At 45.6% G+C, this 19,513-nt stretch carries 21 protein-coding genes; 7 read left to right on the top strand and 14 right to left on the bottom strand.

The features are described from left to right. From HQK80_09340 to HQK80_09350, 3 genes are all read right to left on the bottom strand, one after another. Window positions 1-1,190: CHASE2 domain-containing protein (locus HQK80_09340; protein ID MBF0222411.1), on the bottom strand; the 1,190-nt coding region annotated here is incomplete at its 3' end. A gap of 14 nt (window positions 1,191-1,204) precedes the next feature. After that, window positions 1,205-1,801 carry an OmpA family protein gene (locus tag HQK80_09345; GenBank protein MBF0222412.1) on the bottom strand — a complete coding sequence of 199 codons (597 nt, stop codon included), beginning with the start codon at window positions 1,799-1,801 and terminating at the stop codon, window positions 1,205-1,207. 14 nt (window positions 1,802-1,815) lie between these two features. Next, window positions 1,816-2,262, bottom strand: coding sequence for a FecR domain-containing protein (locus tag HQK80_09350; protein MBF0222413.1), 447 nt, complete (start codon window positions 2,260-2,262; stop codon window positions 1,816-1,818). A 202-nt stretch (window positions 2,263-2,464) separates the two neighbouring features. Between HQK80_09350 and HQK80_09355 the strand changes: the two genes are divergently transcribed. Next, window positions 2,465-3,046 carry a YceI family protein gene (locus HQK80_09355; GenBank protein MBF0222414.1) on the top strand — a complete coding sequence of 194 codons (582 nt, stop codon included), beginning with the start codon at window positions 2,465-2,467 and terminating at the stop codon, window positions 3,044-3,046. A gap of 223 nt (window positions 3,047-3,269) precedes the next feature. On the opposite strand, the gene HQK80_09360 is transcribed toward HQK80_09355, so the two are convergent. Further along, window positions 3,270-3,548 carry a hypothetical protein gene (locus HQK80_09360; GenBank protein MBF0222415.1) on the bottom strand — a complete coding sequence of 93 codons (279 nt, stop codon included), beginning with the start codon at window positions 3,546-3,548 and terminating at the stop codon, window positions 3,270-3,272. A 327-nt stretch (window positions 3,549-3,875) separates the two neighbouring features. On the opposite strand from HQK80_09360, the gene rnr reads away from it, so the two are divergent. Next, entirely contained in the window at window positions 3,876-6,176 is a 2,301-nt protein-coding gene (gene rnr, locus HQK80_09365; GenBank protein ID MBF0222416.1) for a ribonuclease R, read from the top strand. Window positions 6,177-6,411: 235 nt separating this feature from the next. Here rnr and HQK80_09370 read toward each other — a convergent pair whose 3' ends face one another. The 3 genes from HQK80_09370 to HQK80_09380 all read right to left on the bottom strand — a co-directional run bounded on the left by HQK80_09370 (window position 6,412) and on the right by HQK80_09380 (window position 7,553). Continuing rightward, window positions 6,412-6,639, bottom strand: a complete 228-nt coding sequence (locus HQK80_09370) for a hypothetical protein (GenBank protein MBF0222417.1) — start codon at window positions 6,637-6,639, stop codon at window positions 6,412-6,414. 24 nt (window positions 6,640-6,663) lie between these two features. Further along, a complete protein-coding gene (locus HQK80_09375; GenBank protein ID MBF0222418.1) occupies window positions 6,664-7,050 on the bottom strand; it encodes a PilZ domain-containing protein in 387 nt (128 codons plus the stop codon). Window positions 7,051-7,199: 149 nt separating this feature from the next. Beyond that, entirely contained in the window at window positions 7,200-7,553 is a 354-nt protein-coding gene (locus HQK80_09380) for an inorganic pyrophosphatase Ppa (GenBank protein ID MBF0222419.1), read from the bottom strand. Window positions 7,554-7,842: 289 nt separating this feature from the next. On the opposite strand from HQK80_09380, the gene trxA reads away from it, so the two are divergent. From trxA to HQK80_09395, 3 genes are read left to right on the top strand one after another with little or no spacing between them, the layout of a single operon-like run. Beyond that, window positions 7,843-8,172 (top strand): thioredoxin, encoded by a 330-nt coding sequence (gene trxA / locus HQK80_09385; protein ID MBF0222420.1) that lies wholly within the window; start codon window positions 7,843-7,845, stop codon window positions 8,170-8,172. A 22-nt stretch (window positions 8,173-8,194) separates the two neighbouring features. Next, entirely contained in the window at window positions 8,195-9,172 is a 978-nt protein-coding gene (gene trxB, locus HQK80_09390) for a thioredoxin-disulfide reductase (protein MBF0222421.1), read from the top strand. Between the two features lie 11 nt (window positions 9,173-9,183). Beyond that, complete coding sequence (locus HQK80_09395; GenBank protein MBF0222422.1) at window positions 9,184-9,975, top strand: outer membrane protein assembly factor BamD; 792 nt, start codon at window positions 9,184-9,186, stop codon at window positions 9,973-9,975. An 85-nt stretch (window positions 9,976-10,060) separates the two neighbouring features. Here HQK80_09395 and HQK80_09400 read toward each other — a convergent pair whose 3' ends face one another. Genes HQK80_09400 through glgX form a run of 4 tightly spaced genes read right to left on the bottom strand, consistent with a single transcriptional unit; the run spans window position 10,061 to window position 14,765 of the window. Continuing rightward, the gene (locus HQK80_09400) at window positions 10,061-10,609 is read right to left on the bottom strand and encodes an epoxyqueuosine reductase QueH (protein MBF0222423.1); all 549 of its coding nucleotides are present in this window, start codon (window positions 10,607-10,609) and stop codon (window positions 10,061-10,063) included. Beyond that, complete coding sequence (locus HQK80_09405; GenBank protein MBF0222424.1) at window positions 10,606-12,156, bottom strand: sigma 54-interacting transcriptional regulator; 1,551 nt, start codon at window positions 12,154-12,156, stop codon at window positions 10,606-10,608. Before HQK80_09405 ends, HQK80_09400 begins: the two co-directional genes overlap by 4 nt. A gap of 32 nt (window positions 12,157-12,188) precedes the next feature. Then, the gene (locus tag HQK80_09410; GenBank protein ID MBF0222425.1) at window positions 12,189-12,698 is read right to left on the bottom strand and encodes a GDSL family lipase; all 510 of its coding nucleotides are present in this window, start codon (window positions 12,696-12,698) and stop codon (window positions 12,189-12,191) included. A gap of 15 nt (window positions 12,699-12,713) precedes the next feature. Beyond that, on the bottom strand, window positions 12,714-14,765 hold the full coding sequence (glgX, locus tag HQK80_09415; GenBank protein MBF0222426.1) for a glycogen debranching protein GlgX: 2,052 nt from the start codon (window positions 14,763-14,765) through the stop codon (window positions 12,714-12,716). 109 nt (window positions 14,766-14,874) lie between these two features. Between glgX and HQK80_09420 the strand changes: the two genes are divergently transcribed. Beyond that, window positions 14,875-15,816: a DUF1566 domain-containing protein gene (locus HQK80_09420; GenBank protein MBF0222427.1), complete on the top strand. Its 942-nt coding sequence runs from the start codon at window positions 14,875-14,877 to the stop codon at window positions 15,814-15,816. Between the two features lie 111 nt (window positions 15,817-15,927). Beyond that, on the top strand, window positions 15,928-17,394 hold the full coding sequence (locus HQK80_09425; GenBank protein MBF0222428.1) for an HD domain-containing protein: 1,467 nt from the start codon (window positions 15,928-15,930) through the stop codon (window positions 17,392-17,394). Window positions 17,395-17,417: 23 nt separating this feature from the next. On the opposite strand, the gene HQK80_09430 is transcribed toward HQK80_09425, so the two are convergent. From HQK80_09430 to HQK80_09440, 3 genes are all read right to left on the bottom strand, one after another. Then, on the bottom strand, window positions 17,418-18,101 hold the full coding sequence (locus HQK80_09430) for a Crp/Fnr family transcriptional regulator (protein ID MBF0222429.1): 684 nt from the start codon (window positions 18,099-18,101) through the stop codon (window positions 17,418-17,420). Window positions 18,102-18,118: 17 nt separating this feature from the next. Then, window positions 18,119-18,442 (bottom strand): hypothetical protein, encoded by a 324-nt coding sequence (locus HQK80_09435; GenBank protein ID MBF0222430.1) that lies wholly within the window; start codon window positions 18,440-18,442, stop codon window positions 18,119-18,121. Between the two features lie 450 nt (window positions 18,443-18,892). After that, the gene (locus tag HQK80_09440; protein MBF0222431.1) at window positions 18,893-19,474 is read right to left on the bottom strand and encodes a PEP-CTERM sorting domain-containing protein; all 582 of its coding nucleotides are present in this window, start codon (window positions 19,472-19,474) and stop codon (window positions 18,893-18,895) included. Between the last annotated feature and the right edge of the window lie 39 nt (window positions 19,475-19,513).

Below are 19,513 nucleotides of genomic sequence, written 5' to 3' on the forward strand. Positions count from 1 at the left end.
TGGATTGTGTCAAGGGTCAAGGAACCAATGACCATAGTGAATGGTCTGGAGTTTACCGTAAAGAGCAGCAGCATTATGATGACGGAGAGTAGTGTGAACAGAGGCAGAGCAATTTGCGACCATGAAGGCACGTGAATCGATTTATTGGCGAGAATACTTTCCAGCATGACAGCGTGGGTTTTTATGCCGGGGAACAAGGGGTCAAATGGTGTTGGATACAGGTCGTTTAAGCCGATAGCTGAAGAGCCGATCAGGATGTATTTGTCTTTGATATCAACAGGGTTGATTTTTTTATTGAGGACATCAACAGCAGAAAGGGTCGGATACAATGAGGGCGGGCCTTGAAAGTTCAGGATGGCGTACCCCGTTTTTGAGATAGGAATATGATGCGGGCCTGCCTCAATATAGGGGCCATTGCGGTTTTGGCCAATTTGGGCTGAAGATTCACCAAGTCCTTTTAACAGTGTTGCCAGGGTCAGGTTTGGATAGATAGAGCTCTGGTATTCGATAAGCAAAGGAAGCTGTCGCAGCATGCCGTCTTTGTCTGTTTGGCAATTAATGAAACCACGAAACAAAATGTTTTCTGAAATTTTTTCGGTATTGCAAAGTCGTCCCCGGGCAGAGTCAAGTGTGAGTTTTTCTGCTCCTGTAATTGAGAAGTCTGTCCCGGAACAACTGCCGGAACTGCCTGTATAGTCAAAATAGAAATAATTGGCGCCTACTGTGCCTGAGTTCTTAATTACTGACCCGAGATAGCCGTCGTTGTCTGTCAGTGAAGAGGGTACTCCCTGGAATGAGATGTCGAGGTTGAAATCATTTTTAAAGGTTTGCTTGATATTGATGAGCGCTGAACTGTCAGGTTCAGGAAAAACAATATCAAGACCGATGGCTTTTGGCTCTAGGGCAGATATTGTTTCAATGAATGCTGCAATTCGGTAGCGGGGCCAGGGCCATTGACCAACAGCTTCAAGGCTTACATCATCAATGTCAATGATGGTAATATTGTCAGAGGCCTTATGTGAGGCTTTTTGTGTTAAAAAAGTGTCTTGAAAAAAATTGTCAATTGAGACGAACGGCCAGGACTGCGTCTGTCCAGCCAGGCCGAGGACAGCAGCCACAAAACAGCCTATGGCAATACTGCTGAATACCTCCTTATGGGAGAGGCGGAGATGAGTTTGGCGGGCTAGCAATGGATCTGCCTTTTTTAACGAATCATTATTTCAACACGCCGATTTTTGGGTTCGGCAACATTATCTTTGGTTGGGATAAGTGGATCCCCTTCGCCGTGGTGGGAGATATAGACCGTTGTCATGTCTGCGCCTTCGTTTTCAAGGAGTGTTTCAACTGCCTTGGCCCGTTGCAGCGAGAGTTTGTTATTGTACTCTTTTGATCCCGTTGAGTCGGTGTGGCCGATAATACTTATTTCAGACGGAACTCTTTTTTTTGCCTCAGCCACAACTAAAGGAATTTGTTCTTTCGATTGTTGGGTTAGCGTGGTGGAGCTGGTAAGAAAATAAAGCGTAAAGCTGATAGGCTTAATGGGTGCTGCTTGAATGACGGTATGAAATTCTGAAAAAACTTTTTCTTTGCTTATGGGTTCTGGAAGAGAAGGCTGGCCGGAGGCGCCACTAACCGTAGTGAGGCTATATGGCGTGTCGACAATTTGGGAGGCTTTGTCTGTTTGCACTATAACAGCACCGGCACTCTCTTTACCTTCATCGGGAAGGAGAATAACTGTAGTTTTGGAGCCACAGGCTGTAATGAGAACGCAAATAATCAAAATCGATACGTATCTAAGCATAATCGGGGTCCGTGTTAGTCAACTTTTACGATAAAGCGGGTTCCTCTCACTCCAACGGTAGCTCGTGGGGTGTGGATCTTAACCGATTCTGGGGAGAGTTTGCCAAGTTTGCCGTTTGAATAGAGGGCTGACCCTCTGTTCATGTATAGAGAAAAATCATACTCATTGTTGTTGGGCTGGAAAAGGTAGTTTGTAATGTTGACCTCACTGGCAGGCCCAATTGAAACGGAGGTGCCATCTGTAAAAAGAATTCCTGCCGAAGAGTCGGCCGAAGAGATGATAGTATCAGCAGAAAATAACTGCTGGCCCAACTCTGCGGCAAGCCGAACAGTGTCGCGTACAATTGAAACGCTGCCTGTAAGGTTTTTTATGTTGGCGACGTGGGTGTTAGTTTCACTCTGTGCAGCAGTTGCAAGACAAAGGAAAATAAGCAGGGACAGCAATAAAACGGATCGTTTCATTATAGGGACCTCATAAAAATTAAAGGTGAACTCATATCCAAGCTACATATTAGTGTAGTATTTTGCCAAGATTTATGTCCATTATTTTATTTGATGATGACGGCTTTCTTTTATTCGATCCACTGCTTATCGTTTGAGCATGGTGCCACTTGGTGGTATCAGTCTTTCAAAATAAACAACAAATCAGACAAGGAGAAAAATTATGAAAAATACCATAACATCGATACTCGTGGCATTGTTGTTGTTGCCGGCAGTCGGTTTTTCTGCAGAGTACACAATAGATTTGGCACATACAACGGTTGGCTTTAAGATAAAGCACATGACAATTGCAAATGTATCCGGTTGGTTTGAAGATTTTACTGGCAGTTTCACTGTGGATGATAAAAACAGTTTGAGCGGTGTCGAGGCTGAAATTGTTACAAAGAGTATCAACACCAAGATTGAAAAGCGGGATACTCACCTGCGAAGCGCAGATTTTTTTGAGGTAGAGACCTATCCAACCATGAAATTTAAGACAATCTCAATTGAGCCAAAGGGAGTTTCCGGCTATCTGGTGAAAGGCGAGTTAACCATTAAAAACAATACAAAAATTGTTGAGCTTGATGGTGAATTAAACGGGCCGGTAAAGGATCCCTGGGGAAATGAAAGATCAGCGATTGTTCTTACCGGCGAGATTAATAGAAAAGATTTTGGTTTGAATTGGAATAAGCTGATTGAGACAGGCGGGCTGCTAGTCGGTGAAACAGTTTCTATCTACTTGGAAGGTGAAGGGATTCGCAAATAACTTTAAGGGTGTAGGGCTTTCGGTTCATTCGTCTTGGTCTTCTAAAACTTTTTGCCACTGACGCACACAGACCCACAGGGACAACAGCTTTTATTCCTTTTGTCTGCTGGGGTCTTGTGTGGAGCTGGTGCGTCAGGATGAGCCTGACTATTGTAATAAATAAAATTTAGAAAATGTTGGGTTTCGTACCTCTACCCAACCTACCACTGGGGCCTGACAATGGTTACTTGCAGAATTTTACAGCGTCTTCGGCCTTAGAACTAAGACAGGGAACCATCATATCGCCTTCTTCCGCAGATATTTCTGCTCCGTTCGAAATCATATATTTAATTATGCCTTTCCAGTATTTCTCAGATTTCCCCAGGCTCTTGCAGATCCTTTCATTGTCATGACATTGCCCACAACGTTGTAAAAGTGTGCCGCAGGTTTCCGCGCCAAAACTGTTTGTTGAAATGGTCATCATGCCAGCCACCACCAAAAAGTACACAAGTTTTTTAGTCATTTTAGCCTCCCAATGTAGTAATAATTATTAACTGTCATATTTAATCAAATTGTTGAAGTTAAATCAACAATAAATTTTGCGGGCCTGCCTACTACATTGTGTCTATGTCGAAGCCTCACTACTCGCACCTTTAATTCTCCTTCGGCGGCTGAAAGAGGTTTATCACCCCCCCAATCGGTAGTATTGTTTTGACACAATGATTAAAAATTGTCAGGATAAGTGTAATGGCGCTGTTTTGCAGTTGTTGTTGCATCATTAGCATAACAAACTTTTGGGATAGAAAGTTAAGCAAGGCTTGTGAAGCCCCAGGCCGATTAAGGAAAAAAAGTGACACGACGAAAAAAAAGATTCGCAAAACCTAAAGTGTCGTCTGCCAGTTTGCGTTTGAAGCCTGCCAGGCGAGTTAAGCACCTGCAGGTTCCTGATGACCGCGGACAGCGACCACTTATCAGAGATGGGCAACGTTCGATCTCTGAAGATGATATTGTCGGCTTTGTACATGGTAAGGGTAAACAGGCGACAGCGACAGAAATTGCTGAGGCCTTTGACCTGGGCCGTAGTTACCGGAAAAAATTGTACAATGCCCTGATGAACCTCTGTGATAGAAATATTCTCACAACAGACGATGAGAAGCTTTTTTTTGTAGGGACTGCGGTGCACTATGTTCAGGCGGAACTGTCCCTTAATCCCCGCGGTTTTGGTTTTGCCAGGATCATTCCCTCTCCACCTGCTAATCAGCCTCAGGAGATATTTATCCCGGCTCGAAAACTTGGCTCGGCAATGCACGGGGATACCATTTTGATCAAAGTGCTAAACCCAAAGTCATCCAGGCCTGAAGGTGCCGTGGTTAGAGTCATTGAGCGTGGTGTAAAGAGCATAGTCGGCATCTATTCGGCGGGAAAAGCGGTCGGCATGGTTATTCCGGAGGATGAACGTTTTGCCTTCAGTGTAATGGTTCGCCGTGAAAACAGTCTTGGAGCACGGCAGGGAGAAGCTGTTGTTGCCAAAATTACCGAATTCAGCCCCCAGGGAATCAGTAATCCAAAGGGTGAAATTATCGAGGTGCTCGGTGATCCTGATAGTTTGAATGTGCAGACTGAAATCGTTATCAGAAAATTTGATCTCCCGCATTCCTTCGATGCGATTGTTGAAGGCCAGGTCGCGCAGATCAGCCCGGTTATTGAACCAGGTGATGGCCGTTTGGATTTGAGGGTTGTTGAACATATCACGATCGACGGAGAAACAGCACGAGACTTCGATGATGCCGTAGCAGTACGCGAGACGAAAAACGGGTATCAGCTCCACGTTTCAATTGCTGATGTAAGTCATTATGTGACGGCGGGATCCCCTTTGGATCTGGCTGCCTATGAGCGTGGAACCAGCGTCTATTTTCCGAATCGAGTCGTGCCCATGTTGCCGGAAAGGTTATCTAACGATTTATGCAGTCTGGTTCCCAATCAGGATCGTTACGCATTCAGTGCCATCATTGATTTTGATGCGAGTGGCAAGGTTGTCAGGAGCTCATTTGGCAAATCGATTATTAATAGTCGTTACCGGATGACCTATGACAAGGTCTGGGATATTTTATCCAATCCTACCGGTAAAACCAGCAAAGAGTATGCTGCCCTGGCGCCGTCTTTGAAAATCATGGAAACACTCGGCCAAAAGCTTCTTGAGCAGCGCATGAAAAGGGGAAGTATCGGCTTTGAGCTGCCAGAGGCCTTTGTGGTGGTGGGCGAAAATGACGAGATTAAAGATGTTGAGCGGCGCGAGCGAAACTTTGCGCACCAGATTATCGAAGAGTTTATGCTGGCTGCCAACGAAGCTGTAGCAACGACTATAGCCCAAAAAAATCTGAAGGACGGAATTTACAGAATTCACGAAACACCTGATCCTCTTAAGGTTGAGGAGTTTTCAAAGTTTGCCAAGGATATGGGAATGCAGTTGCCTAAAGATCCGGGTACTCCGCAATGGTTTGGGAAACTGTTAGAGCAGGTCAAGGGCTCGCCCCAGGAGTATATCATAAATAATTTGCTACTCAGGACAATGAAGCAGGCTCGGTACTCGCCGGAGAATGTCGGGCATTTTGGTCTGGCGGCTGAATTTTATACCCACTTCACCTCGCCAATACGCCGGTATCCGGATTTAATGGTGCACCGCTGTCTGGCAAACTATTTAGGTGCCAAGTCTGGCCCCAAAAAAGCACAGGGTAAACAGACGGGCCAAAAAACTCAGAGTGCTGTTGCCCCGTCAAATGTGCATGAGGCTGGGGAGTTTTTGTCAAAGCGTGAGCGGGTCGCTGTGGATGCGGAGAGGGAGATGGTCGATCGGCTCAAGGTTCGCTATATGAAGGATAAAGTCGGTGAGAGTTTTGATGCCATAGTTTCTGGTGCCGCATCTTTTGGCTTGTTTGTTGAGCTTGTTGAGTCATTTGTCAGTGGAGGGGTTGCTATTGCGGATTTAAAGGATGATTATTACCAGCTTGATGAGAAGAGCCACCGTTTAGTTGGTAAACGTACCAACCGTATCTTTCAGCTGGGTGACCTTGTCCGTGTACGGCTTGCCAGTGTTGATGTTGCCAGGGGCAGCCTGAATTTTGAAATTGATGATCTGGGTCCTTCTCAATAAAGTAGCATTTGAAGATCTGAGTCTTGCTGGGTCAAACAAACCACACCGACTGCTTATCGGTACGTTCTTGCTGACGGCGGAAATAGAGTGAAGGAGTCGACCCTGCCATCGCGGAAAACCGCCTCTTTTACTATAAACTTACTTTGTATCTGGTGAGGTGTTTCAAAGGATAAAGATAAGGGGCAGGCATAATAAAAAAAACACCGTGAAACGGTGTTTACTGTGTGAGAGATGGTCAGCCCACGGTTGTCTTGGGCCACTGGTCATTGTTGTTTTCCTGAACAGTATAGCAGAAGCGACTCCACTCAAACTCCCTGCCGGAAATAGGGCATCGCAAGGTAACGGTTTTATCAGACTGACGGATTACCTCCCAGTCGCCAGCCCGTTTTCCACCCTCTATACGAATTTTCTGACCAGGTTCAAATGAGTATGGTGCAAATATTGTGACTCGTTGCCTTGGCATTAGTCAACCTCTAATGGTAATGGCTTATAGAGCTGACATCTCAGCGGGCAGGGCATCTAAAAACTCATCCGTGTCAAGATAGGTGTCGCCGGCCTGATTTTTAACGAACTCTTCTAAGTCGGTAAATGTTCTGACGTTCATGTTGCGGAACAGCAAGGCAATCCCGTCTTCGTTGCTGCGAACAACTTCCCCCTTAATGCAAAGACGTCTTGATGATTCATTTGATGAATCGTGGAATTCAATGTCACATTGGGTGCCGTCTTCCTGCTCTTGACAACCGAGGACGAGTATTCCTATCAGGCTGATGTTAAGTGCCTCACAGTTAAGGTATTCAATGTCTGGAAATAAAAGGTCAACTTTTCCGGTAAATGTAACCCTGGGGTGTTTTCGCTTTGTTGTCTTGCCTGCCACGTCTATCTTCCTCCATACTACAGGTGCAAAGTAACTGATGAGCAGACTGGGAATCCAGCCTGCAATATTTTGAACTAGTACAACGATTTATGGAGTTGGTCAAAGAAAAACGATGGTGGGGCTGCTGATAAGCGGTGCTGGGCAGCTGTTTACTTTGCCGAATCAGGCCGGGGGGTAGTATTGTTAACGATGAAGGGTGTGCAACGCAGACCAATACTGTCTTTTGAAACCCAGATGAGAACCATATTAACAGCTTCGCCGTCGATATTAACAATGCTGGGCAGCTCTTCAGCGAACTCTACATCTTTAGATTCAAACTCATAGTAGATACTGGTGCAATAAGGATCGGCAACAAGAATAAATTTTGTGGAATCATATGGGTGGTTGTGGGGTGATCCTGAAAAGGGGACATGAGTCTGGCGCAGGTCTATGTTTTTTTTGGGCTTTTTGTAGGGCTGTAGGTCAAGTTTTTTGGGTTCTTGCAAAAATTTAGTCATGGGCATGAACATATCCTCGAATACTGGCGGTTTCGGTGATGCTGCTTGAAACTGATATCCTATGCTGAAAGCGCCCTTGTTTTTCTTCTCTCTAGTGTATAAAGTGAGGGACTACCTTGTCAACGTGATGTTTTATGATTCAAAAAAAATATGGTATTTATTGATGGGCAAATATCCAGTATAGTGGTTTTAACATATGAACAGCACCCGCACGAAATGTGCTCTATGGTCTTTTTGCTTTTCGTCTACAAACAAAAAAACAACGTTTTAATTCATACTTAGAGAGGAGAAATCGATGGCAGATGATAAAGTAAAGCAAGTTACAGATAGTGATTTTGATGCTGAAGTTCTTCAGTCAACCCTTCCTTGTCTTGTTGACTTTTGGGCGCCTTGGTGCGGGCCGTGTAAGGCTATTGGGCCGGTTATAGCCGAACTGGCAGCGGAGTTTGATGGCAAGGTTGCTGTGGCAAAGATGAATGTTGATGACAGCCCTGCAACCCCTGGCAAGTACGGTATTCGCGCCATTCCGACCCTAATCCTGTTCAAAGGTGGTGAGGTTGTTGATCAAATCACAGGGGCAGTTGGCAAGGTTCAACTTGTTGCCATGCTTGAGAAGGTTTCGTAGGGAAGCGTAGCAGTTGCTCCCTATGAACGAAGAGAAGATTTATCAATTGGTCATTATCGGGGCAGGGCCTGGCGGCCTTACCGCCGGTCTTTATGCCTCCCGGGCAAGGATTGATACCATTCTTGTTGAAAAGGCCATTGAGGGTGGGCAGATCCTGGTTACAGACTGGATTGACAATTACCCAGGCTTCCCTGAGGGGGTTTCTGGTTTTGAACTGGCGGAAAAGATGAAGGCCCAGGCCATGCGCTTTGGGCTTTCATATTTGAACAATTCGGTTGCCTCCATGGCGCTCGAAGAGGAAATCAAAACCATAACCTTTGAAGATGGTACGGCAATTCAGGCAAGAGCGGTGATTGTTGCGACCGGTGCACGGCCCAACAAGCTTAATGTGCCCGGGGAGAAAGAGTTGGCCGGCAAAGGTGTGTCGTATTGCGCGACCTGTGATGGCCCGTTTTACCGCGACCTAAATATTGCAGTGGTTGGCGGTGGCGACACAGCCGTCCAGGAAGCGGTCTATCTCACCAAGTTTGCAAAGAGCGTCACGGTGATTCATCGGAGAGATGAGTTGCGGGCCGCGCCAATTCTTCAGGAAGAAGCCTTTGCTCATCCGCAGGTTGCGTTTCAGTGTGATGCTGAGGTGATTGAAATAATAGGTGAAAAAGGGGTAGAATCTCTGAAGGTGAAGCATTCGGATGGGACAGAAGAGGTGTTGCCCTTCGATGGTGTTTTTATCCTGATCGGTGTAACACCAAACAATGAAATGTTGCCACCGGGGCAGCTGGAAATGGAAAATGGTTTTATTATTACTGATTGTATGATGCAGACCAGCCTTGCCGGGGTAATGGCCATTGGCGATATTCGGCATAACTCAATCAGGCAGGTTGTTTCAGCCGCAGGTGATGGCGCCGTGGCCGAAAAAGCGGTTGAGCATTATCTTGATACTCTCCGTCAGAAAAAAGTTTTAGTCGTCGAGAGAAAAAAATGCTCACAGCACAGTTAAATAGAAAACCAATGAAAAACAGACTCTCACAAATAACCACTGTTGTTTTACTTGTCCTGGTCGTATGTCTGCCAGGCTGTGTAATGCTTGACAGCTTTTTTTCTTTTTTGGGCTTTGGCGGCGGTGCTTCGGCACCGGATACACCAGACAGTCTGGCTATGCAGGCGATGGACGACTATAGTCGGGCCAGTTACACCGATGCCCTGGAGACATTTGAAGAGATTAAAGAACGCTATCCTTTCAGTCAGCACAGTCTTTTGGCAGAACTCAAAGCCGCTGACTGCCAGTACTATCTTGGAGATTACGCCGAGGCGATTGCCTCGTATGGTGAGTTTGAGGTAAATCATCCCACCAACGAAGCTATTCCCTATGTTTTATTCCAGATTGCCATGAGTTCGTATAAACAAATTGACAGCATTGACAGGGATCCCGGTGCGGCAATAGATTCGATCACGGCATTTTTGAAACTGCTCACAGCGTACCCGGATTCGCCTTATACTGTTGAGGCCAATGCCCGTGTGCTGGCGGCGAGAAATTTTCTGGCGAACCATGAGTTCTATGTGGCATCATTTTATGTCAGGACAAATGAGTTGCCAATGGCCGAAGCCCGGTTCCGCTATCTTCTGGCAAACTATCCGGAAACAACAGCAGCGTCTAAAGCCGAAGAGATAATTGTGGCGATTGATGCTGGCAATCCACCCAAACGAACCTGGAGAGACTGGGTCCCTGATATTTCTCTGCCAGACTGGCATACCTTTACTTCGATCTCTCCGGGCAAAGGTACCTCCGAAACGCCTCAGTAGATGACAGATCAAAAAAGGCTGTAGCTATAGGTGATAGGCTGTAGGGCTTTTTTTATCCTCTTAAATCTTCAGGAAAAAACACCTTTCAGCTTTTTTTCCTTCGTAAACTTTTATCGTAGCGTTCCTGCTCGCTGTAGATACAGCCGCAATAGGGTTGGCGGTAGAGTTCCATCTCAATCGATCTGTCAACTCCCTCCTGCCAGCCTTCGCGAAAGTCTTCGTAATAAAACGGTATTCCAGTTGTTTCAGCGATGTTCTCGCAGATTTTTTTGATCTGCTCATGGTTTTGGTAACGACTGTAGAGAAGTGTGGTTGAAAAGGCCTCGGCTTTGGCTTCTATGGCTTTCTGAGCGGTTACCTTCAGGCGCATGGCGTAGCAGAGTTGGCAGCGTTTAGTTTCGTTAAAGACTACTTCCCTGAGAAAACCTTGCAAACCATAGTTGCGGTCATAGTCCACGTCAAAATGCGTTTTCTGGCCGAACACCTCTAAGGCGTTAAGACGACGCTTGAACTCTTGAAAGGGGTGTATATTCGGGTTGTAGAACAGGCCGGAGACGCTGTGGCCAGTATCGCGAAGAGCTTGAAGGGGGTAAACCGCGCAGGGGCCGCAACAAACGTGCAGGAAAATAGTCACTGTGCTTTCGCCTTGAAACTTGTGGTATCAATTGCAAATTTGTTGATTTTGTAGTTGATGATGCGCAGGCTTGAGTCAAGAAACTCCGCAGCCTTGGTCTGGTTGCCTTTAAAGCGTTTGAGTGCATCGATGATGAGCTCGCGTTCAAAGTTCTCGACTGCCACAGTAAATGAGAGCGGGTTTTTATTGGTGCTGACTGTTTCGGCGCTTTGTAATGTGGGAGGCAGGTGATAGCTTTTAATCGCATCATCATCACAGATCAGCAGGGCTCGTTCCATGCAGTTCTGTAGTTCGCGAACGTTGCCAGGCCAGTGGTACTGGATTAAAAGATCAATAGCGGCAGTTGAAATTCGTTTAATGTTCTTCTTGTTCTCCTCGTTGTATTTTTGCAAAAAATAGTCGGCAAGCAGCAGAATGTCTGTGCGGCGGTCACGAAGTGGTGGGATATAAATTGGGAAAACGTTAAGTCGGTAGTAAAAATCCTCGCGAAAGGCGCCCTCTTCGACAGCTTTTTCTAAATCTCTATTGGTGGCGGTTACTAACCGGACGTTACATTGGCGCAATTTGGTACTGCCAAGGCGCTGAAACTCCTTGTCTTGAACCACATTAAGCAGTTTCACCTGAATGCTCAGAGAGAGCTCTCCAATCTCGTCAAGAAAGAGAGTGCCGCCTTCGGCAGCTTCGAAGCGGCCTTTTTTGAGTTGGTTTGCCCCGGTAAAAGCACCTTTCTCATAGCCAAAAAGCTCACTCTCGAGAAGTGTTTCCGGTAAGGCCGAGCAGTTGACGGCGATGAATGGGGCTTTGGCACGCCGACTGTTATAATGAATTGCCTTTGCTATTAAGGTCTTTCCTGTACCTGACTCGCCACGCAGCAGAACAGTAGCGTTGGAGTCGGCAACCCTGTTGGTCATCTCCAGAACTTCCAGCATCCTGCTGCTTTTGGAAATAATAGTCTCTATCCCGTATTTTTCGGAAAGTTGTTGTTTGAGATGGATGTTTTCGTGCAGGAGAGACTCTTTTTCTTTGTTAACCGCCTGAATACGGGTAACAGTTTGGGCGAAGAGGCCGCTTAATATAGTGAGAAAGCGAATCTCATCTTCATAATTAGCGCCCTCCCGGTAGCTGCAGTCGGTGCTTAGTGAGCCGATGGTGTTTTTGCCATGTTTGATCGGTACACATAAAAAGGAGAGGCCCTTGGCGATTGTGCCGCGAGTTCTGGTTCGATTGAGAAAGAGCGGCTCTTCGCTGACCTGAGGTACTATAATTGGTGCACCGGTGGCAACAACTCGGCCAGTGATGCCTTCACCGAGGTTATATACGCCACGTTTCCTGGCTTCAGCTGTCATGCCCTGAGCCACTTCAATCTCGATCTGCCCGGAGACCGGGTTGACGATGGTGACTGTGCCGTTCTTAAGGTCTGAATAGGCAGAAAGAATGAGTAAAGATCGTTTCAAGCAGTCCTGCAGGTCGGTAGAAGAAGCAAGAACTTTAGTGATCTCATACAGGCAGTTTAAGGTGGCGAACTCTTTAGCGTTTGTTTTTTGCATTAGATACAGTGGCAACTTTTGTGAGTAACTTTTTAGAGAATCAATTCTGCGATGGCATCTGACCAGATAGAATAGCCATGATCACTGATATGTACACCATCTTCAAGAAAATACCGTACATTTTTGTTGTATTTTGTGAAAATACAACAGCCATCCAGATATTTCAGGCGCTTATTTTTCGCCAGAGTTTTAATCATTGTATTGACTGATGGTATCGCATTTTCAGCAAGCCCGGGGAGCTTAAAGGGGAAAAGCCCGTGGACTAGTATTTTTGAAGATGGTGTATGTGTTTGAAAAGTATCAATTATTTTTTCATAATCAGGCATAAACGAAAAGTCCTGCATGGCAAGGTTATTAGTGCCGATCATTATAATCACCCAGTCTGGTTGAGGACTGAGTCTAATCAGGCTGTCGGTGCGCCGGCAAAGCTCTGAGACGGTTTCACCGGCACAACCAGAGTTAATTACTTTGCAGGTTGAAAATCGATACTGCCAATCAAAATATTCGATCAGTGAGTCGCCTATAAAATGCAGTGTTGTCATGGCTGTGAGTTGTCTTTAAGCAATTAAGACCATGGCCGCCATGGGTTGGACAGAGATCGCGGTCCCGGAGAGCGGTGCTGCTTTTCGGTGATCGAGGATATCATTTGGGGAGAGTTGGGCCGTATCAATAATTGGGTGCCAGTACGTCTGTTTTTGGGTTGAGGGCAGTTCGACATCAAGGGTTGAGCTGCCGGCGTTAAAGGCGATAAAAAAATTATTTATATCGTTCATCGCTTCACCGTTTAGGAACAAACAGAGAAGTCTGGACTCGGCTGACCAATCTTCGGTGCCTCGATGAGTACCCTGCCAGAGGATGTCGGCAGGTTTATTTTTTTGTGTCTTAGTGAAGAATGCAGTCCGATGAAAAACGGGATGGTCCTTGCGCAGACCAATGAGTTTTTTGAAAAATCGGTGCATATCCTTGTGCTTTTCCGCCAGAGACCAATCCAGCCAGCTTAATGGGTTGTCTTGACAATAGGCGTTGTTATTACCTTTCTGGGTGCGGCAAAATTCGTCTCCGGCAAGGAGCATAGGGGTGCCCTGGGAAAGGAGTAGAATTGTTGCCATAGTGCGCATGCGCCTAAAGCGCAGGTTCTGAATCTCTTTTGAGGTGGTAGGGCCTTCTTTGCCGCTGTTCCAGCTGATATTGTGGTTTTCTCCGTCCCGATTATTTTCACCGTTGGCAGTATTGACTTTACTGTTGTAACTGACCAGGTCATACATGGTAAAGCCATCGTGGCTGGTTATGAAGTTCACGCTGTTGTTGGGTGAGCGACCACTCTCTTTGAAAAGATCAGAACTGCCGGCAACTCTGGTTGCCAGCGCTGTAACAGTGTTTTTGTGCCCGCACATAAATGATCTGACATCATCTCGGTAACGGCCGTTCCATTCCGCCCAGCGTGAATCTGTTGAAAAACTGCCGACCTGATAAAGGCCTGCTGCATCCCAGGCCTCGGCGATGATTTTGGTGTCTGCCAAAAAAGGGTCGGCAGCAATTTGTTCAACAAGAGGGGCTATTTCGAGGGGCTGGCCGTTCTGGCCTCGGCTGAAAATAGAGGCCAGATCAAAACGGAATCCATCAACATGCATTTCCAGAACCCAGTATCGCAGGCAGTCGATAATGAATTCGCGAACAACAGGATGGTTGCAGTTGACAGTATTGCCGCAACCTGAATAGTTTGCATAGTTGTTTTCGGAATCAAGGAGATAATAGATGCCGTTGTCAATGCCCCGAAAACTAAGAGTTGGTCCCGTTATATCTCCTTCTCCGGTATGGTTAAACACCACATCCAGAATAATTTCAAGGCCGGCATTGTGCAAGGCCTTGACCAGAGATTTGAACTCATTAATTTGTTGACCTGGCGCCTTGCTGACGGCATAACCAGCTTTAGGGGAAAAAAAGTTGATTGAGTTGTAGCCCCAGAAATTGACTAAGGGTTGAGGGGAAAGCGGGTTGGCAAATTTAATTTCCGTCTCGTCAAATTCATGGATTGGCAAAAGCTCAACGGCTGTAATGCCAAGATCAGTTAAATAGGGGATTTTTTCGATTATACCCTCATATGTGCCAGGGTTTTTTACACCGGAATTTTTGTTCATTGTGAAGCCGCGGACATGCATTTCGTAAATAATGGTCTCCTGCAGAGGTCTTTTTAGGGGGCGGTCGTCATGCCATTTAAAAGGCAGTTGATCAACAACACCAAGCAGCGGCTGGTTTTTTTTTCGTTTACCCCAAACTTCATTGCCGACAACAGTTTTTGCATAGGGATCAAGCAGGAAATTTTTCACGTCGAATCTGTGGTGTTTAGCGGTTTTTGGTCCATCAATCCGGTAGGCGTACAAACTACCTTTCTTGATGCCAGTGACGGAAATATGCCAAACATTTCCGGTTCTGTTTTGATATGGATCAAGAAGGATTTCCGTAAAGGGCTGGCTGATGCCAGGTTCAAACAGGCAAAGTACGACACTGGTAGCATCTGTAGAAACGATAGAAAAGTTCAGGCTTTTCCCTTGAATAGTAAGGCCAAGAGGATACGGTTGCCCGGAGTGAAAAGAGATTTCTGGCGGCATGGTTGTAGATGGTAATTATTACTATTAATATTGATTTCTTGACTAATTTACTATAACCTACACCGAAGAACATGAAAAACAAAATAAACAGGAATACACAGGAGGGAGTATGGGAATCTTTGAAAAATTGGGACTTGCAGGTAAGGCAAACGCGACAATTGACTGGGCGATCACCCCGGCCCTGACATTTACAATCTTTGAAAGCTGGGGCACAAAGGAGCGCAATGTTCGCAATAAAAGCGAGCGTTATTACTACTTCTTTATCGATAACTGGGAAGAGCCGGCCAAACTATGCTTGATGGAACGCGGCATAAAGCACGCCAAAGTAATGGCTGAGATTGAGGCGCCGCAGGAGATGATTGATCGTTCTGTCAAAGAGCAGGGTGATACCCCGGGCCTGGACAGGTGTTATGCGGTGAGTGATGAGCTTAAAAACTGGCTCAAGGAAAATGTTCTTACCGGAGAGTGCAAAACAGTAGTGCGACCGGTAATGATGGATGATGATTCCGAAGAACTGGAAACGGGCTTGCCTTCTGCAACTGATCCGGTGCCGGCCTTGGAAAAAATTATTCTGCCGATCGAGACCTGTGAGATTGTTGAAGACACCATTGCCGAACTGGTGATCAGAAATGGGTTTTACGATAGTAAGAATAACCCTCAAGGACGCTTTGCCACCCATCTTGTCGACAACAAGGATGGCCTGACGGTGACGGAGATGGTGACAGGTGTGATGTGGCAGCGCCAAGGGAGTGATCTTACCTCAATTCGGCATACCTATAAGTATGCCGAAGAACTTAATATAAACAGATTCGCCGGCTATGATGACTGGCGCTTGCCCACAGTGGAAGAGGCGATGAGTCTGCTTGTCCCAGAGTTGAATGCCAAGGGTCTGTATCTGCATGAATGTTTTTCAAAGAAACAACCGTTTATTTTTACCTCCGGACAAAGAAAACCCGGGGGCTATTGGTTTGTAGATTATAAACAGGGAACCGTCTTCTGGGCCTCTGGTACGAATCCTGGGGGATTTGGCCGCGTCTGTCGAACAGTTTAAACAATAGCTTAAATAGTATTTGACACAAGGCCATAAGGTTGTGATAGAATCAATAAATATGGGGTTTGTTTGAGTTGTAGGGCAGACCCCCTGTTTTTGATTCTTTAACGGATGAAGGTTCTTATGCAGGGTCCAATACCAAAATTAACCATTGACCAGCTCATTGAAATAGTTCGAGCTGGCGGCAAAATACGAACAGGAATCGATATTTTTAATAAGCAGGGTCGGCTTATTCTTGAGAAGGATGTCATCGTTGACGATGAAAAACCGCTTTTGAATGTTAAGCGTTTCGGCATTGATAAAATCCCGATCATCATGGCGAATTCAGGAGGTTTATGGGATAAGGAAGGCAATTTAGTCAATGCGGACACGGGCACGGGAGAGGCAGTTGCAACAAAACCTATCCAGACCGACCCTCCCAAAAAACCACAAGCCCCTCCTCAACAACAAAATACTGCAAGAGACCCTCAAACTGAAATTGACCGTAAAATTGAAGAGATTATTGAGCTTAAGGGTATTGCTTCAAAAAAATACGCCAAAGCCAAAGACTGTTTTAAGCAGGTTTTGGCCTCGATCCAGAATAATGGCGGTAAATTTGATTTTGATCCTATTGCTGATATGGTCTCGGAGCTTTTTGAATTTGTTGCGTTGCATGAGAACGCCTTTTCCTATCTGACCAAAGAGATATTCTCATATGACGATTATCTTTATAATCACTCCATTAATGTCTGCACCATTGGGACTGTCATCCTGAAAAAGTTTAATGAAAACTTCAGTAATGTGATCAATAAAACCTTAAGCAATACCACGATCAACATTATGCAGGATGAGAAAACCGCAGACAATAAGGCGTTTTCCTTTTATCAGCGTGATGAAATGCGTGATATTTCTATAGGGTTTTTCATGCATGATCTGGGCAAAGTTCTGATCGATAAAAAGATTCTCAATAAGCCAGGAAAGCTGACGGATAGTGAGTTTGAGGAGATTAAATCACACAGTACCTCCAAAGGGCTGGATCTTCTTGAAAAGAATAAAATGGTTAATCCTTATGTGAAAAACATAAGCCTCTACCATCATGCCAGATTATTCGAGGCGGAAGAGCGCTGTTATCCTGAGACCAAGGATCCTAAAGAGATACCGCCCTATGTTAAGATCTGCAAACTGGCAGACATCTATGATGCCATGACCTCAAAGCGCTGTTACAAAGAGGCGCTGAACCCGGTCGGAGTTGTGGCAGACATCTTTCATAAGTATGCAGAAAAAGATCAACTTCTACAGTATATCCTGCATTCGTTTGTTAAATCGGTTGGCATCTATCCACCGGGCAGTATTGTGGCGCTGACTAATGGGCAGTTGGCCTATATCCTGGATAGTGAAGGGCCAAATCTCTTGCCGATTACCGACAATAACGGTGTAGGACTACAGAAAAAACAGGATATACTGGTGATGGTAAAAGGCGTGAGCTCTACAGGCGTTAAAATTGATAGAAGAAAACCTCCTGTAGCGCCGGCAGAGGCCTTCAAAATGCTACCGGATTTTCTGTTGAAAACTATTTTTTCAGAAAAAAAGGCAAACTAAGCCAGACTTTCACTAAGAGGTGGTTAGAGCCGCCTCTCCCCACTAGCTAGATCACCCAAGGCATCATAATCAAGAATTGCAATGGTAGAGCCCTGCGATTCTATGAGGTTTTGTTTACTCATTTTTGTGAGGATTCGAGAAAGCGTCTCTGGAATTGTACCCAAGAGGCTTGCCAGATGAGATTTGGTAAGGTTAAGGGTGACTTCGTGTTCGTTCTCCTGTTCCTCGGCCAGCAGCAGGAAATGACTGGCGAGACGTCCTGGCACCTCTTTAAGAGAGAGGTCTTCAATCATGTGAGCAAACCTTTTAAGTCGGAGAGAGAGTTCTGCCATCATATTCATGGCTAAGGTGGGATATCCTTCTATAAGAGATATAAAGGAGGTTCGGGGAAAGAAAAAAATCCTGCTTTCTTCAATAGCCAGTGCATTTGCCGGAAAGTTTACTCCGGCGAATACCGCAACTTCCGCGAAAGGCTCGCCGGGCCCGAAAACATGCAGAATCTGTTCTTTGCCTTCAGCAGAAAGTTTGTAGATCTTGACCTTTCCTGAGATTACAACATAAAAGCCAACCCCCTTGTCACCCTCAGAAAAAATGTGTTGTCCTCTGTAAAAGCGTTGATCGGTCAAAATCATCGCCAGGGCCTCAAGTTCAGATTGTTGCAGGCCCTTGAAGAGAGGGATGGACGATACGGTGCTGATTAGCTGCATGGATACACTGTGTTTATTTAAACAAGAATGTCTATGGACTGCCTGTTATACTCTTTTGCTTCAGTACGCTGGCTTTGCATTTCAGCGTTGACTTGCGCCTGAACCTGCCTGTCGGCTTGCAGTTTTTGGTCTGTTTCAGCCTGTTGTGTTTGCTTCTGTCGTTGAAGTTCCACAGCATCCTGGGAGATCTGCACAGAGTAAACTGCCTCTTTTTTGTTTGCTCGCTGAGTCGAGTCGGCCTGTTGCTCTCTCGTAACGGAAGACTGGTTATTTGACTGGTTGGTCTTGTACAGTTCTACAGGACTGCTGCCGTTAGAACCAGAAATAGTATTAATTGCCATAGACCCCCTCCTCATTAGGCTATAATAGAACTTTTCAGAATACCATCAGTTCCTCCTACCACTATAAGGATATTTGCAGATTATTCAATTAAAGTTGTTGTTTTAATATTGATGGTCTCGCAAAAAGCCGCTCGACATCCCCGGCTCGCTCTGTAACTTGTTGATTTCATTGAGTGGCGCTGAACCTTTTTTGACTTTTTGCGAGTTTGTCAATATTCGGCTATCCGGATTACGCGTGTTGTTCGGTGGTTAAGTCAAGAAAAAAGTTTCCGGAATTTCGTGTTGGCGATTTACCTACTCATCAATCTCTATAGATAGTAGTTTGACTTTTGGGATGTTAGGAATAAGCAAGAATGGACTTTCACATCTTCACCATCACACAAAAAGAAATGGCAGGCCCAAATTAATGAACCTGCCACCAATGATGTCTTACTGCTAATCTTAAATTGATTATGCTTTCTTTTTACGTCTGAGCTGTGTTCCAGCAAGACCAGCTAAGCCAGTACCAAATAGGAGCATTGTGGCTGGCTCTGGAACTGGAGCTGATTCAGAAATATAGCCTTGAGGATTGTAAAATCCACCTGCATCAGTATAATCGTTCCACCCCCAACTGGATCTTTCGTCCATGTAGAGATAACCTTCACTTGTTCCACCATTAGGTTCACCACCACCCCAATTTGTGTAGGCCCAAGCCTCCCCTGTTACCCATGTCCACCCGCCAGCATTCTCAGCAGATCCTACAGGCTGAAAACCACCAATCATAAAACCACCAACGCCCGGTGTTGTATATGATGCAAGCAGGTTTGCTACAAATGTTTGCTCTTCCGAAGATGTTATGGTTGCTAGATACTCGCCTGCAGTTTCTGTAGTAGTTTTCGCATTCTCCCAAGAGAGAGGACTGACAACAACATCATACCAGTGTCCATTCCCGCCAGCAGCTGTTGTCCATTGTATAGGTGTTGCACTGGCAACTCCAACCATGCCAACCAAAAACAATCCGGTTGCCATTCCTACTAAAAGTTTCTTATTCATTTCTTCTCCTTTTCCCTTGTTTAATATTTCTACTGTTAC

The sequence above is a fragment of the Desulfobulbaceae bacterium genome, assembly GCA_015231515.1.
Lineage (GTDB): Bacteria > Desulfobacterota > Desulfobulbia > Desulfobulbales > VMSU01 > JADGBM01.

Bases quoted from the DNA above. Each gene is read 5' to 3' on its own strand.
- HQK80_09410 (MBF0222425.1), bottom strand. From the start codon at position 12,698: ATGACAACACTGCATTTTATAGGCGACTCACTGATCGAATATTTTGAT.
- HQK80_09395 (MBF0222422.1), top strand. From the start codon at position 9,184: ATGAAAAACAGACTCTCACAAATAACCACTGTTGTTTTACTTGTCCTG.
- HQK80_09425 (MBF0222428.1), top strand. From the start codon at position 15,928: ATGAAGGTTCTTATGCAGGGTCCAATACCAAAATTAACCATTGACCAG.
- trxA (MBF0222420.1), top strand. From the start codon at position 7,843: ATGGCAGATGATAAAGTAAAGCAAGTTACAGATAGTGATTTTGATGCT.
- HQK80_09370 (MBF0222417.1), bottom strand. From the start codon at position 6,639: ATGCCAAGGCAACGAGTCACAATATTTGCACCATACTCATTTGAACCT.
- HQK80_09405 (MBF0222424.1), bottom strand. From the start codon at position 12,156: ATGCAAAAAACAAACGCTAAAGAGTTCGCCACCTTAAACTGCCTGTAT.
- HQK80_09435 (MBF0222430.1), bottom strand. From the start codon at position 18,442: ATGGCAATTAATACTATTTCTGGTTCTAACGGCAGCAGTCCTGTAGAA.
- HQK80_09420 (MBF0222427.1), top strand. From the start codon at position 14,875: ATGGGAATCTTTGAAAAATTGGGACTTGCAGGTAAGGCAAACGCGACA.
- HQK80_09345 (MBF0222412.1), bottom strand. From the start codon at position 1,801: ATGCTTAGATACGTATCGATTTTGATTATTTGCGTTCTCATTACAGCC.
- HQK80_09355 (MBF0222414.1), top strand. From the start codon at position 2,465: ATGAAAAATACCATAACATCGATACTCGTGGCATTGTTGTTGTTGCCG.
- HQK80_09360 (MBF0222415.1), bottom strand. From the start codon at position 3,548: ATGACTAAAAAACTTGTGTACTTTTTGGTGGTGGCTGGCATGATGACC.
- HQK80_09430 (MBF0222429.1), bottom strand. From the start codon at position 18,101: ATGCAGCTAATCAGCACCGTATCGTCCATCCCTCTCTTCAAGGGCCTG.
- HQK80_09380 (MBF0222419.1), bottom strand. From the start codon at position 7,553: ATGCCCATGACTAAATTTTTGCAAGAACCCAAAAAACTTGACCTACAG.
- glgX (MBF0222426.1), bottom strand. From the start codon at position 14,765: ATGCCGCCAGAAATCTCTTTTCACTCCGGGCAACCGTATCCTCTTGGC.
- trxB (MBF0222421.1), top strand. From the start codon at position 8,195: ATGAACGAAGAGAAGATTTATCAATTGGTCATTATCGGGGCAGGGCCT.
- HQK80_09440 (MBF0222431.1), bottom strand. From the start codon at position 19,474: ATGAATAAGAAACTTTTAGTAGGAATGGCAACCGGATTGTTTTTGGTT.
- HQK80_09350 (MBF0222413.1), bottom strand. From the start codon at position 2,262: ATGAAACGATCCGTTTTATTGCTGTCCCTGCTTATTTTCCTTTGTCTT.